We start from the raw sequence: 14,037 nt of genomic DNA, 5'->3' as shown, positions 1-14,037 counted from the left end.
TAAGTACTTAAGCGGCAACTAAACTGATGGGCCTGTCTTCGTGTGTTTTTTCACAGAGCACAGGAAGACAGGCTCCAAACAAACCATTAGACAGATAAGGAATACCACCATGTCAGAACGTTTAAACAATGACGTGGATCCGATCGAAACCCGCGACTGGCTGCAGGCGATCGAATCGGTCATCCGTGAAGAGGGTGTTGAGCGAGCTCAGTTTCTGATTGATCAGGTATTGGGAGAAGCCCGCAAAGGCGGCGTTAACGTTGCGGCCGGTGCTGCAGCGCACAACTACGTCAACACCATCGCGGTAGAAGACGAACCGGCTTACCCAGGCAACCTGGATCTGGAACGCCGCATTCGCTCTGCGATCCGTTGGAACGCGATCATGACCGTTCTGCGCGCATCCAAGAAAGACCTGGAGCTGGGCGGCCACATGGCTTCCTTCCAGTCTTCCGCGACCTTCTATGAAGTCTGCTTTAACCACTTCTTCCGCGCACGCAACGAGAAAGACGGCGGCGACCTGGTCTACTTCCAGGGCCACATCTCTCCGGGCGTTTACGCGCGCGCCTTCCTTGAAGGCCGCCTGACCGAAGAACAGATGAACAACTTCCGTCAGGAAGTGCACGGCAACGGCCTGTCCTCTTACCCGCATCCTAAGTTGATGCCGGAATTCTGGCAGTTCCCGACCGTATCCATGGGCCTGGGCCCAATCAGCGCCATCTATCAGGCGAAGTTCCTGAAATACCTGGAACACCGCGGCCTGAAAGACACCTCTGAGCAGACCGTTTACGCCTTCCTGGGCGACGGCGAGATGGATGAGCCGGAATCCAAAGGCGCCATCACCATCGCCACCCGCGAGAAGCTGGACAACCTGGTGTTCGTCATCAACTGCAACCTGCAGCGCCTGGACGGCCCGGTCACCGGTAACGGCAAGATCATCAACGAACTGGAAGGCATCTTCTCCGGCGCAGGCTGGCAGGTGCTGAAAGTGATCTGGGGCGGCCGTTGGGACGAGCTGCTGCGCAAAGACACCAGCGGTAAACTGGTTCAGCTGATGAACGAGACCCTGGACGGCGACTACCAGACCTTCAAATCCAAAGACGGCGCTTACGTGCGCGAGCACTTCTTCGGCCGTTACCCGGAAACCGCGGCGCTGGTCAAAGACATGACCGACGACGAAATCTGGGCGCTGAACCGTGGTGGTCACGATCCGAAGAAAATCTTCGCTGCACTGAAAAAAGCGCAGGACACCAAAGGCAAACCGACCGTTATCCTGGCCCACACCATCAAAGGTTACGGCATGGGTGAAACCGCGGAAGGTAAAAACATCGCTCACCAGGTGAAGAAAATGAACATGGAAGGGGTTCACCACTTCCGCGATCGTTTCAACGTGCCGGTTGCCGATGCTGACATCGAAAAACTGCCGTACATCACCTTCGAGAAAGATTCCGAAGAGTACAAATACCTGCACGAACGTCGCCAGGCGCTGAAAGGCTACGTGCCTACCCGTCTGCCGGAGTTCACCCAGAAGCTGGAAATGCCGGCGCTGGAAGATTTCAGCTCGCTGCTGGAAGAACAGAACAAAGAGATCTCCACCACTATCGCCTTCGTGCGTGCCCTGAACGTGATGCTGAAGAACAAGTCGATCAAAGATCGCCTGGTGCCAATCATCGCCGACGAAGCGCGTACCTTCGGTATGGAAGGTCTGTTCCGTCAGATCGGTATCTACAGCCCGAACGGCCAGCAGTACACCCCGCAGGACCGTGAGCAGGTTGCTTACTACAAAGAAGACGAGAAAGGCCAAATCCTGCAGGAAGGCATCAACGAACTGGGCGCAGCCTCTTCCTGGCTTGCCGCAGCGACCTCCTACAGCACCAACGATCTGCCGATGATTCCGTTCTACATCTACTACTCGATGTTCGGTTTCCAACGTATCGGCGACCTGTGCTGGGCAGCGGGCGACCAACAGGCGCGCGGCTTCCTGATCGGCGGGACCTCGGGCCGTACTACCCTGAACGGCGAAGGTCTGCAGCACGAAGATGGCCACAGCCACATCCAGTCTCTGACCATCCCTAACTGCATCTCTTACGATCCGGCTTACGCGTACGAAGTGGCGGTCATCATGCACGATGGTCTGGTGCGCATGTATGGCGACAACCCGGAAAACGTGTACTACTACCTGACCACGCTGAACGAAAACTACCACATGCCTGCGATGCCGCAGGGTGCGGAAGAAGGTATCCGCAAGGGTATCTACAAGCTGGAAACGCTGGAAGGCAGCAAAGGCAAGGTGCAGCTGCTGGGCTCCGGCGCCATCCTGCGCCACGTGCGCGAAGCTGCGCAGATCCTGGCGAAGGACTACGGCGTGGGTTCCGACACCTACAGCGTGACCTCGTTCACCGAACTGGCGCGCGACGGCCAGGATTGCGAGCGTTGGAACATGCTGCACCCAACCGAAGCGCCACGCGTGCCTTACATCGCTCAGGTGATGAACGAAGCGCCGGCGGTAGCCTCTACCGACTACATGAAACTGTTCGCCGAACAGGTTCGTACTTATGTGCCGGCCAGCGATTATCGCGTACTGGGCACCGACGGCTTCGGTCGTTCGGACAGCCGCGAAAACCTGCGTCACCACTTCGAAGTCGATGCGTCCTACGTGGTGGTTGCTGCTCTGGGTGAACTGGCTAAACGCGGTGAGATCGAAGCTTCCGTGGTTGCTGATGCAATCAAGAAATTCGACATCAACCCGGAAAAAGTTAACCCGCGTCTGGCCTAAGAGGTACTGAATAATGTCTATCGAAATCAACGTACCGGACATCGGTGCAGATGAAGTCGAAATCACCGAGATTCTGGTGAAGGTCGGCGATAAAGTTGAAGCGGAACAATCGCTGATCACCGTGGAAGGCGACAAGGCTTCCATGGAAGTGCCCTCCCCGCAGGCGGGCGTGGTGAAAGAGATTAAAGTGGCGGTCGGCGATAAAACCGAAACCGGCAAACTGATCATGATCTTCGAAGCGGCAGGCGCAGCGGAAGCTGCACCGGCGGCGAAAGCGGAAGAAAAACCGGCGGCAGCAGCTGCCCCGGCTGCCGCTGCGGCCAAAGACGTTGCTGTGCCGGATATCGGCGCCGACGAAGTCGAAGTGACCGAGATCCTGGTGAAAGTGGGCGACAAGGTGGAAGCCGAGCAGTCCCTGATCACTGTGGAAGGCGACAAGGCTTCCATGGAAGTCCCTGCGCCGTTCGCGGGCACCGTGAAAGAGATCAAGATCGCGACCGGCGACAAAGTGAAAACCGGTTCCCTGATCATGGTGTTCGAAGTGGCCGGCGCCGCTTCCGCTGCGGCCCCGGCTGCGGCGCAAGCACCGGCTGCCGCCGCAGCGCCTGCGGCCTCTGCGGCTAAAGACGTCGCCGTGCCGGATATCGGCGGTGACGAAGTCGAAGTGACCGAGGTGATGGTCAAGGTGGGCGACAAGGTTGCCGCCGAGCAGTCTCTGATCACCGTGGAAGGCGACAAGGCCTCCATGGAAGTGCCAGCACCGTTCGCGGGCACCGTGAAAGAGATCAAGATCGCGACCGGCGACAAAGTGAAAACCGGCTCCCTGATCATGGTGTTCGAAGTGGAAGGCGCTGCGCCTGCCGCTGCCGCCGCTCCAGCCGCTAAAGCGGACGCTGCGCCGGCGCCGGCCGCCGCTAAAGCCGCCGCTCCGGCTGCGAAAGCTGAAGACAAAGGCGAGTTCGCCGAGAACGCGGCCTACGTGCACGCGACTCCGGTCATTCGTCGTCTGGCGCGTGAATTCGGCGTTAACCTGGCGAAAGTGAAAGGCACCGGTCGTAAAGGCCGCATCCTGCGCGAAGACGTTCAGGCTTACGTGAAAGACGCGGTGAAACGCGCTGAAGCGGCCCCGGCTGCTGCCGGCGGCGGTCTGCCAGGCATGCTGCCATGGCCGAAAGTGGACTTCAGCAAGTTCGGCGAGATCGAAGAAGTCGAAATGGGCCGCATCCAGAAGATCTCTGGCGCGAACCTGAGCCGCAACTGGGTGATGATCCCGCACGTGACTCACTTCGACAAAACCGACATCACCGATCTGGAAGCGTTCCGCAAGCAGCAGAACGAAGAGGCGGCCAAGCGCAAGCTGGACGTGAAGTTCACGCCTGTCGTGTTCATCATGAAAGCCGTCGCTGCCGCTCTGGAGCAGATGCCGCGCTTCAACAGCTCGCTGTCCGAAGACGGTCAGAAGCTGACGCTGAAGAAATACATCAACATCGGCGTGGCGGTAGATACCCCGAACGGCCTGGTGGTTCCGGTGTTCAAGGACGTGAACAAGAAGAGCATCACCGAGCTGTCTCGCGAGCTGATGACCATCTCCAAGAAAGCGCGCGACGGCAAGCTGACCGCGGGCGAGATGCAGGGCGGCTGCTTCACCATCTCCAGCCTGGGCGGCATCGGGACGACTCACTTCGCGCCGATCGTCAACGCGCCGGAAGTGGCTATCCTGGGCGTCTCCAAGTCTGCGATGGAGCCGGTCTGGAACGGTAAAGAGTTCATGCCGCGCCTGATGATGCCGATGTCGCTGTCCTTCGACCACCGCGTTATCGACGGTGCCGATGGTGCGCGCTTCATCACCATCATCAACAACATGTTGTCCGACATTCGCCGTCTGGTGATGTAATGCAAAAGGGGCGCAGCATGCTGCGCCCCTGACGATTCTGTAGCAGTTTTGTCGGATTTTGCATAACTCGACAAAATTGTTGAGACACGGGTCACTCGAACACGCTTTGCAGATTATTAACAATTCTGTAAACTGCTCGCGGTGTAAGCGTCCCGGTGGATGAAGGGCGTTATGAGATCGATTAGCAATAAAAATGACGTCTGACCCGCCGGACAATCAATTAAGAGGTCATGATGAGTACTGAAATTAAAACTCAGGTCGTGGTACTTGGGGCGGGCCCGGCAGGTTACTCTGCAGCCTTTCGTTGCGCTGACTTAGGTCTTGAAACCGTTCTGGTTGAACGTTATTCCACTCTGGGCGGGGTTTGCCTGAACGTGGGATGTATCCCTTCCAAAGCACTGCTGCACGTTGCCAAAGTGATCGAAGAAGCCAAAGCGCTGGCCGAACACGGCATCGTTTTCGGCGAGCCGAAAACCGACATCGACAAAGTGCGCGTCTGGAAAGAAAAAGTCATCACTCAGCTGACCGGCGGTCTGGCTGGCATGGCGAAAGGCCGTAAAGTGAAAGTGGTCAACGGCCTGGGCAAGTTCACCGGCGCTAACACCCTGGTTGTTGAAGGCGAAAACGGCCCAACCACCATCAACTTCGACAACGCCATCATCGCTGCAGGTTCTCGTCCGATCCAACTGCCATTCATTCCTCATGAAGATCCACGCGTGTGGGATTCTACCGATGCGCTGGCGCTGAAAACCGTCCCAGAGCGTCTGCTGGTTATGGGCGGCGGCATCATCGGCCTGGAAATGGGCACCGTATACCATGCGCTGGGTTCACAGATCGACGTCGTTGAAATGTTCGATCAGGTTATCCCGGCGGCAGATAAAGACGTGGTGAAAGTCTTCACCAAACGTATCAGCAAGCAGTTCAACCTGATGCTGGAAACCAAAGTGACCGCGGTAGAAGCCAAAGAAGACGGCATTTACGTCACGATGGAAGGTAAAAAAGCGCCGGCAGAGCCACAGCGTTACGACGCGGTGCTGGTGGCGATCGGCCGCGTGCCGAACGGCAAACTGCTGGATGCCGGCAAAGCCGGTGTTGAAGTTGACGAGCGTGGCTTCATCAACGTCGACAAACAGCTGCGCACCAACGTGCCGCACATCTTCGCCATCGGCGACATCGTCGGTCAGCCGATGCTGGCGCACAAAGGCGTGCACGAAGGCCACGTCGCCGCAGAAGTTATCGCCGGCATGAAGCACTACTTCGATCCGAAAGTGATCCCATCCATCGCTTACACAGAGCCGGAAGTGGCGTGGGTGGGTCTGACCGAGAAAGAAGCGAAAGAGAAAGGCATCAGCTACGAAACCTCCACCTTCCCGTGGGCGGCTTCCGGCCGTGCGATCGCTTCCGACTGTGCAGACGGCATGACCAAACTGATCTTCGACAAAGAAACTCACCGCATCATCGGTGGCGCGATTGTCGGCACCAACGGCGGTGAGCTGCTGGGTGAAATCGGTCTGGCTATCGAGATGGGCTGCGACGCGGAAGACATCGCGCTGACCATCCACGCTCACCCGACCCTGCACGAATCCGTGGGCCTGGCGGCGGAAATCTACGAAGGCAGCATCACCGATCTGCCTAACCCGAAAGCCAAGAAGAAGTAATTCTGCTGGTTTGACCGGTTAACAAGCGGCTCCTGAGAAGGGGCCGTTTTTTTTTGCTCAGATGCAGAACGCGGTTTTTTGTGGCCGCTGCGCCAAATTCCGATCCTCATGCTTATATCCGTTTTAATTATGTGGATATAATGCCCTGTTTGTCCGGCAGCCGATTACGCTGCGCTCAACGATTCAGCAAAGATTTAATGTTGCTTTTATGTGAACGAATTAACAACCGTTTCAAATCCTGATATGCTGGCTGAGCGGAACCGGGCACTGTACCTTACAGTCCAGGACATCGACAGCAGTGCCCCGTCAGGATAGATGGCATCAATATCGCCGTGCGCTCTACCCATCAGTCTTTCATGCTGTAACGCTGTTTGACCGTGCTTGTTTGCCCCAATCACCGTTTCGGGGCCTTTACGGGCCGATCGCCTAGCCACAGAGTGAAACCCAAAGGGTATAAACCCGGTTTGCATATACGCCAGGCACAATAAATGACAATGAGAGCGAGGAGAACGTCGTGCTAGAAGAATACCGTAAGCACGTAGCCGAGCGTGCTGCTGAGGGCATCGCCCCTAAGCCGCTAGACGCCACCCAAATGGCCGCGCTGGTCGAACTACTGAAGAATCCGCCAAAAGGCGAAGAAGAATTCCTGTTAGACCTGCTGATTAACCGTGTTCCACCGGGCGTCGACGAAGCCGCCTACGTCAAAGCAGGTTTCCTGGCGGCCATCGCCAAAGGTGAAGCGACATCCCCCCTGGTTACCCCCGAGAAAGCCATTGAACTGTTAGGCACCATGCAGGGCGGCTATAACATTCATCCGCTGATCGAAGCCCTGGACAACGAAAAGCTGGCGCCGATCGCCGCCAAAGCGCTGTCCCACACGCTGCTGATGTTCGACAACTTCTACGATGTGGAAGAGAAGGCGAAAGCCGGCAACGCGCACGCCAAGCAGATCATGCAGTCCTGGGCCGATGCCGAATGGTACCTGTCGCGCCCGGAGCTGGCGGAAAAGATCACCGTCACCGTGTTCAAAGTGACCGGCGAAACCAACACCGATGACCTGTCTCCGGCGCCGGACGCCTGGTCGCGCCCGGATATCCCGCTGCACGCGCTGGCGATGCTGAAAAACGAACGTGAAGGCATCGTGCCGGATCAGCCGGGCAGCGTCGGCCCGATCAAACAGATCGAGCTGCTGAACAAGAAAGGCTTCCCGCTGGCCTACGTCGGCGACGTGGTCGGCACCGGTTCCTCCCGTAAATCCGCCACCAACTCGGTGCTGTGGTTCATGGGCGACGACATCCCGCACGTGCCGAACAAGCGCGGCGGTGGCGTGGTGCTGGGCGGCAAGATTGCGCCTATCTTCTTCAACACCATGGAAGATGCCGGCGCCTTGCCGATCGAAGTGGACGTGTCCGAGCTGAACATGGGCGACGTGATCGACGTTTACCCGTACAAAGGTGAAGTGCGCAACCACGAAACCGGCGCGCTGATCGCCAACTTCGAGCTGAAAACCGACGTGCTGCTGGATGAAGTGCGCGCCGGCGGCCGTATCCCGCTGATCATCGGCCGCGGCCTGACCACCAAGGCGCGCGAAGCGCTGGGTCTGCCGCACAGCGACGTGTTCCGCATCGCCAAACCGGTAGCCGCCAGCAACAAAGGCTTCTCGCTGGCGCAGAAAATGGTCGGCCGCGCCTGCGGCGTCGCCGGCATTCGCCCTGGCGAATACTGCGAGCCGAAGATGACCTCCGTCGGCTCTCAGGACACCACCGGCCCGATGACCCGCGATGAGCTGAAAGACCTGGCCTGCCTCGGCTTCTCCGCCGATCTGGTCATGCAGTCGTTCTGCCACACCGCTGCGTACCCGAAACCGGTCGACGTGACCACGCACCACACGCTGCCTGACTTCATCATGAACCGCGGCGGCGTCTCGCTGCGCCCGGGCGACGGCGTGATCCACTCCTGGCTGAACCGTATGCTGCTGCCTGACACCGTCGGCACCGGCGGCGATTCCCACACCCGCTTCCCGATCGGCATCTCCTTCCCGGCCGGTTCCGGCCTGGTGGCGTTTGCCGCCGCGACCGGCGTGATGCCGCTGGATATGCCTGAGTCGGTGCTGGTGCGCTTCAAAGGCAAAATGCAGCCGGGCATCACCCTGCGCGATCTGGTGCACGCCATCCCTTACTACGCGATCCAGCAGGGTCTGCTGACCGTCGAGAAGAAGGGCAAGAAAAACATCTTCTCCGGCCGCATTCTGGAGATCGAAGGCCTGCCGGATCTGAAGGTCGAGCAGGCGTTTGAGCTGACCGATGCGTCCGCCGAACGTTCCGCCGCCGGTTGTACCATCAAGCTGGACAAGGCGCCGATTGAAGAGTACCTGAACTCCAACATCGTGCTGCTGAAGTGGATGATCTCCGAAGGCTACGGCGATCGCCGTACGCTGGAGCGCCGTATTCAGGGCATGGAAAAATGGCTGGCGGATCCGCAACTGCTGGAAGGCGATGCGGATGCGGAATACGCGGCGGTGATCGACATCGATCTGAACGAGATCAAAGAGCCGATCCTGTGTGCGCCGAACGATCCTGACGATGCGCGCCTGCTGTCTGACGTGGCCAACAGCAAAATCGATGAAGTGTTCATCGGTTCTTGCATGACCAACATCGGCCATTTCCGCGCGGCGGGCAAGCTGCTGGATCAGCACAAGGGCCAGCTGCCGACTCGTCTGTGGGTGGCGCCGCCAACCAAGATGGATGCGGCTCAGCTGACCGAAGAAGGCTACTACAGCGTCTTCGGCAAGAGCGGCGCGCGTATCGAGATCCCGGGCTGCTCGCTGTGCATGGGCAACCAGGCGCGCGTGGCGGACGGCGCGACGGTGGTTTCCACCTCAACCCGTAACTTCCCGAACCGTCTGGGCACCGGCGCCAACGTCTATCTGGCGTCTGCCGAACTGGCCGCGGTAGCGTCCCTGCTGGGCCGCCTGCCGACGCCGGACGAGTACCAGACCTATATGGCGCAGGTCGATAAGACGGCGGCGGATACCTACCGCTACCTGAACTTTGACCAGCTGGGCCAGTACACCGAAAAAGCCGACGGCGTGATCTTCCAAACCGCCGTGTAAGCCGCTATATTGCGCAACTGTTTAACGGGAGGCCTTGGCCTCCCGTTTTATTTTGCTCAGTTGCCAACTTTGCGAGCGCTCACTGAGTTAGTCCGCCATTTATGTTTACACTAAGAAAAAGGGCTCAGGAGGGCATGCTATGGATTACGAATTTCTGCGTGACGTCACCGGTCAGGTGATCGTCAGATTTTCGATGGGGCATGAAGCGATTGGCCACTGGATCAATGAAGAAGTCAAAGGCGATTTCAACCTGCTGGACCGCATTGAAGCCGGCGCGGCCGAGGTCAAAGGCAGCGAGCGCCAATGGCAGCTGGAAGGCCATGAATATACGCTGCTGATGGATGGTGAAGAAGTGATGATCCGCGCCAATCAGCTGGAGTTCGAGGGCGACGAAATGGAAGAGGGGATGAACTACTACGACGAAGAAAGCCTCTCATTCTGCGGCGTTGAGGATTTCCTGCTGGTGTTGAAGGCCTATCGTTCTTTCATGCTGAAGTACTAAGCATCAGGGCGCGGCGCGGCGCGCCCTTTCCATCACAGATGCGGAATATTGCGGCCGTAATAGATTTCCTGCATCTCTTTCCATAACAGATCGGTGATCTGCTTGCGTTCGGCTGCGCTCAACGCCTCCGGCTCCGCGTTAAACAGGTAGTGCTTCAGATCGAAATCCTTCAGCAACATCTTGGTATGGAAGATATTTTCCTGGTAAACGTTCACGTCCATCATGTGGTACAGCGCCTTGATGTCTTCCGACATAAAGTTCTGGATCGAATTGATCTCATGATCGATGTAATGTTTCACGCCGTTCACGTCGCGGGTAAAACCGCGCACGCGATAGTCCATGGTGACGATGTCGGATTCCAGCTGGTGAATTAAGTAGTTCAGCGCCTTGAGGGGCGAAATGACGCCGCAGGTCGAGACCTCGATATCGGCGCGGAAGGTGCACAGCCCGCCTTCCGGATGGCTTTCCGGGTAGGTGTGCACGCAGATATGGCTCTTGTCCAGGTGCGCGACGACCGTATTCGGCAGCGGACCGGGGTGTTCCGACGTATCGACGTCTTTCGGATCGATCGGCTCTTCGCTGACCAGGATGGTGACGCTGGCGCCCTGCGGCTCGTAGTCCTGACGCGCGATGTTCAGAATATTGGCGCCGATGATCGAGCAGGTTTCGCTCAGGATCTCGGTCAGCCGGTTGGCGTTATATTGTTCGTCTATGTAGGCGATATAGCCATCGCGATCGTCCGCGGTTTTGGCGTAACAAATATCGTAAATACAAAAACTCAGGCTCTTGGTCAGGTTGTTGAAGCCGTGCAGTTTTAGCTTATGCAATTTGGGCCACCTCCTTTATCTTCTCGCTTAACGTGTTACGTTCAGGGCATTGAGCAAATATTGCGGCAGGGCAAAGCTGCCGACGTGAATTGCCGGGTTGTAATAACGGCAGTGTAGGCCGCTTTGGTTAAAGCGCTGTTGCAGGGTTGGCAGATCGCGCTGGCGCAGCGCCGGGTTCTGGCTCGCCCAGGCGAAGGTCATGATGCCGCCGTAATAGGTCGGGATCGCCGCCTGATAGAAGCTGACGTCGCTAAAGTAGCGGCTCAGTTTGGCGTGGCTGTTGACCGCCTCGTCCTGCTGCAGGAAACAGACGCCGTTTTGCGCGACGAAAATGCCGCCCTCATTCAGGCAGCGGGCGCAGCCTTCATAAAACGCCGAGGTGAACAGGCTTTCGCCGGGGCCGATCGGATCGGTGCAGTCGGAGATGATCACATCGAACGTTTCGTCGGTTTGATTCACGAAGTTGACGCCGTCGTCGATCACCAGCTTGAAGCGCGGATCGTCATAGGCGCCGGCGCTGTGGTTGGGCAGGTACTGGCGGCAGAACTCGACGACGCCGGCGTCGATTTCGACCATGGTGATCTGCTCAACGCCAGGATGCCGGCTGACTTCGCGCAGCATGCCGCCGTCGCCGCCGCCGATGATCAGCACTTTCTTCGCCTGGCCGTGCGCCAACAGCGGCACGTGGGTCAGCATTTCGTGATAGATGAACTCGTCACGCTCGGTGGTTTGCACCACGCCGTCGAGCGCCATCACGCGCCCCAGCACCGGGTTCTCGAAGATCACCAGATCCTGATGAGCGGTCTTCTCGCGGTACAGCACCTTCTCTACCGAAAAGTACTGGCCGAAGCCCGTATGCAGCGTTTCGTACCAAATTTCTTTCTGGGTCATGTGCGGGAAACTCCGTAATAACAGCCATGAAAAATCGGCGCAACATCATAGCTAACTCTGCCTGGCGATGCACGGTTGAATTTCAGACAGAGAGAGCGGAGGGCGGACGGGCGAGGGGGAAGATTAATTGGCGTAGGCCAGCAGGCTCAGGGAGTCGCGCGCCAGCGATTTGCACTTTTTAGGCGTTGGAATGGCGATGCCGCTCAGATCGCGATAGCTGTCTTCGCCCAGCGCCTTCATGTTAAAGCTGTTGTAGTTGCTCAAATCCCAGCGGTTTTGTTGCGCGAAATAGACGATGGCGCGCTTGATTTGCGCATTTGGCAAATCGTTGTAGCCGCAATCATTTTTCAAATAAATAAATACCGCCGTCAGATCGGCCAGATCTTCCGCCTCGGATTCATTCAGCGCCAGACTGGCGTTGGAGAAGCCCAGCATCGCCAGCAACAGCATCGTTAACGTTGTTTTTTTCATCATGAAATAGGCCTGTTTGTCGTCTGCAGACGTTACCACACTTGTCTGTAAAGGCACCAAATTTTATTGCTGACGGGCGCTGCCATAGCGCTCACCCACGGCGCGCTCTTGATTGTGAGGCATAGCTTAAAATACCGCCAGGAAAGGCTTGACCTTCCGCCTGGGGGAAGGTTTAGGCTGGCTGCGTTGAGTTATGTCACTGAGAAAAGGGAGTCAGCGATGTTACGCCGTGATTTTATTAAATTGACCGCTGCATTGGGCGCCGCGAGCGCATTGCCGTTATGGAGCCGGGCCGCCTTAGCGGCCGAGCGGCCGGCTCTGCCGGTGCCCCCGTTGTTAACGCCCGACGCGCAGGGAAAGATTGCGCTGGCGCTGCAGGCGGGGGAAACCCGCTGGTTGCCCGGCGCCGCCACCAAAACCTGGGGATTCAACGGCGCGCTGCTCGGGCCGGCGGTGAAGCTGCAGCGGGGTCAGCCGGTGACGGTCGATATCAAAAACAGCCTGGCGGAAGCCAGTACCGTCCACTGGCACGGCCTGGAAATCCCCGGCGACGTCGATGGCGGCCCGCAGGCGTTGATCCATCCCGGCGCAACGCGCACGGTGAATTTCACCGTCGATCAACCGGCGGCCACCTGCTGGTTCCACCCGCATACCCACGGTAAAACCGGCAGCCAGGTGATGATGGGGCTGGCGGGGCTGGTGCTGCTGGAAGACGATGAAAGCGCCAAACTGCCGCTGCCGAAAACCTGGGGGCAGGATGACATTCCGGTGATCCTGCAGGATAAGCGCTTGGGCAAAGATGCCCAGATCGAATATCGCCTGGACGTGATGAGCGCGGCGGTGGGTTGGTTTGGCGATCGCATGTTTACCAACGGCGCGCAGTACCCGCAACATCTGGCGCCGCGCGGTTGGCTGCGTTTGCGTTTCCTCAACGGTTGCAACGCCCGCTCGCTGAATCTGGCGGCCAGTGACAACCGTCCGCTGTATGTTATCGCCAGCGACGGCGGTTTCCTGGCGGAACCGGTGAAGCTGACCGAGCTGCCGATGCTGATGGGCGAGCGCTTTGAAGTGCTGGTCGATGCCTCCGACGGGAAAGCGTTCGACATCGTGACGTTGCCGGTGAAACAGATGGGCATGACGCTGGCGCCGTTCGATCGGCCGCTGCCGGTGTTGCGCATTCAGCCGTCGTTGGCGCAGGGCATCAAAACCATGCCGGACAGCCTGGTGAAGCTGCCGACATTGCCTGCCACCGCCGGCATCCAGGAGCGTTGGCTGCAGCTGATGATGGATCCGCAGCTGGATATGCTCGGCATGCAGGCGCTGATGGATCGTTATGGTCATCAGGCGATGGCCGGCATGAGCATGAATCATGGCGCGACGGGCGCTGGAGACATGAAAGGTATGGACCACGGTAACATGAAGGGCATGGAGAAGGGCGGCATGCAGGGCATGGACCACGGCGACATGAGCAGCATGAAAGGCATGGATCATGGCAAGATGGCAGGGATGGATCATGGCGGCGCGCAGGGCAACGCCAAACCGTTCGACTTCAGCCATGGCAACATGATCAACGGCAAGGCCTTCGACATGAACAAACCGATGTTTGCCGCCAAACGGGGCCAGTATGAAAAATGGACCATTTCCGGCGAGGGCGACATGATGCTGCACCCGTTCCACATTCACGGCACCCAGTTCCGTATCCTGTCGGAAAACGGCAAACCACCGGCGGCGCATCGCAGCGGCTGGAAGGACACGGTGCGCGTCGAAGGTTGGCGCAGCGAAGTGCTGGTGCGCTTCGACCATCCGGCAAGCAGCGAACATGCGTATATGGCCCACTGCCACCTGCTGGAGCATGAAGATACCGGCATGATGATGGGCTTTACCGTCGGCGAATGATCGCGGCCCGTCG

Annotated in this window: 9 protein-coding genes; 6 read left to right on the top strand and 3 right to left on the bottom strand. The window is 58.3% G+C overall.

Annotation, left to right across the window (positions count from 1 at the left end; translation table 11 throughout):
• Positions 1-109 precede the first annotated feature (109 nt).
• The 5 genes from aceE to yacL all read left to right on the top strand — a co-directional run bounded on the left by aceE (position 110) and on the right by yacL (position 9,939).
• A complete protein-coding gene (gene aceE, locus ACJ8IP_RS16850) occupies positions 110-2,773 on the top strand; it encodes a pyruvate dehydrogenase (acetyl-transferring), homodimeric type (protein WP_089197421.1) in 2,664 nt (887 codons plus the stop codon).
• A gap of 13 nt (positions 2,774-2,786) precedes the next feature.
• Complete coding sequence (aceF, locus tag ACJ8IP_RS16845) at positions 2,787-4,667, top strand: pyruvate dehydrogenase complex dihydrolipoyllysine-residue acetyltransferase (RefSeq protein ID WP_033644691.1); 1,881 nt, start codon at positions 2,787-2,789, stop codon at positions 4,665-4,667.
• Positions 4,668-4,900: 233 nt separating this feature from the next.
• On the top strand, positions 4,901-6,325 hold the full coding sequence (gene lpdA, locus ACJ8IP_RS16840; RefSeq protein ID WP_033644926.1) for a dihydrolipoyl dehydrogenase: 1,425 nt from the start codon (positions 4,901-4,903) through the stop codon (positions 6,323-6,325).
• A gap of 514 nt (positions 6,326-6,839) precedes the next feature.
• The gene (gene acnB, locus ACJ8IP_RS16835) at positions 6,840-9,437 is read left to right on the top strand and encodes a bifunctional aconitate hydratase 2/2-methylisocitrate dehydratase (RefSeq protein ID WP_033644692.1); all 2,598 of its coding nucleotides are present in this window, start codon (positions 6,840-6,842) and stop codon (positions 9,435-9,437) included.
• A 139-nt stretch (positions 9,438-9,576) separates the two neighbouring features.
• Entirely contained in the window at positions 9,577-9,939 is a 363-nt protein-coding gene (gene yacL, locus ACJ8IP_RS16830) for a protein YacL (protein ID WP_004937507.1), read from the top strand.
• A 32-nt stretch (positions 9,940-9,971) separates the two neighbouring features.
• On the opposite strand, the gene speD is transcribed toward yacL, so the two are convergent.
• The 3 genes from speD to ACJ8IP_RS16815 form a co-directional block, all read right to left on the bottom strand.
• Positions 9,972-10,766 carry an adenosylmethionine decarboxylase gene (gene speD, locus ACJ8IP_RS16825; RefSeq protein ID WP_004937510.1) on the bottom strand — a complete coding sequence of 265 codons (795 nt, stop codon included), beginning with the start codon at positions 10,764-10,766 and terminating at the stop codon, positions 9,972-9,974.
• Positions 10,767-10,793: 27 nt separating this feature from the next.
• A complete protein-coding gene (gene speE / locus ACJ8IP_RS16820; RefSeq protein WP_164106410.1) occupies positions 10,794-11,657 on the bottom strand; it encodes a polyamine aminopropyltransferase in 864 nt (287 codons plus the stop codon).
• Positions 11,658-11,780: 123 nt separating this feature from the next.
• Positions 11,781-12,128: a YacC family pilotin-like protein gene (locus tag ACJ8IP_RS16815; protein ID WP_033644927.1), complete on the bottom strand. Its 348-nt coding sequence runs from the start codon at positions 12,126-12,128 to the stop codon at positions 11,781-11,783.
• Positions 12,129-12,347: 219 nt separating this feature from the next.
• On the opposite strand from ACJ8IP_RS16815, the gene cueO reads away from it, so the two are divergent.
• Positions 12,348-14,024 (top strand): multicopper oxidase CueO, encoded by a 1,677-nt coding sequence (gene cueO / locus ACJ8IP_RS16810; RefSeq protein ID WP_042785357.1) that lies wholly within the window; start codon positions 12,348-12,350, stop codon positions 14,022-14,024.
• Positions 14,025-14,037: the final 13 nt, after the last annotated feature.

Origin of the sequence: Serratia sp. CY52157 (genome assembly GCF_052168495.1) — a bacterium.
GTDB classification, from domain to species: Bacteria; Pseudomonadota; Gammaproteobacteria; order Enterobacterales; family Enterobacteriaceae; genus Serratia; species Serratia ureilytica.
Note: the sequence above shows the minus strand (reverse complement) of the source record. Positions and strands in the feature narration are given on the sequence as shown.

Bases quoted from the DNA above. Each gene is read 5' to 3' on its own strand.
- yacL (WP_004937507.1), top strand. From the start codon at position 9,577: ATGGATTACGAATTTCTGCGTGACGTCACCGGTCAGGTGATCGTCAGA.
- ACJ8IP_RS16815 (WP_033644927.1), bottom strand. From the start codon at position 12,128: ATGAAAAAAACAACGTTAACGATGCTGTTGCTGGCGATGCTGGGCTTC.
- aceE (WP_089197421.1), top strand. From the start codon at position 110: ATGTCAGAACGTTTAAACAATGACGTGGATCCGATCGAAACCCGCGAC.
- lpdA (WP_033644926.1), top strand. From the start codon at position 4,901: ATGAGTACTGAAATTAAAACTCAGGTCGTGGTACTTGGGGCGGGCCCG.
- cueO (WP_042785357.1), top strand. From the start codon at position 12,348: ATGTTACGCCGTGATTTTATTAAATTGACCGCTGCATTGGGCGCCGCG.
- aceF (WP_033644691.1), top strand. From the start codon at position 2,787: ATGTCTATCGAAATCAACGTACCGGACATCGGTGCAGATGAAGTCGAA.
- speE (WP_164106410.1), bottom strand. From the start codon at position 11,657: ATGACCCAGAAAGAAATTTGGTACGAAACGCTGCATACGGGCTTCGGC.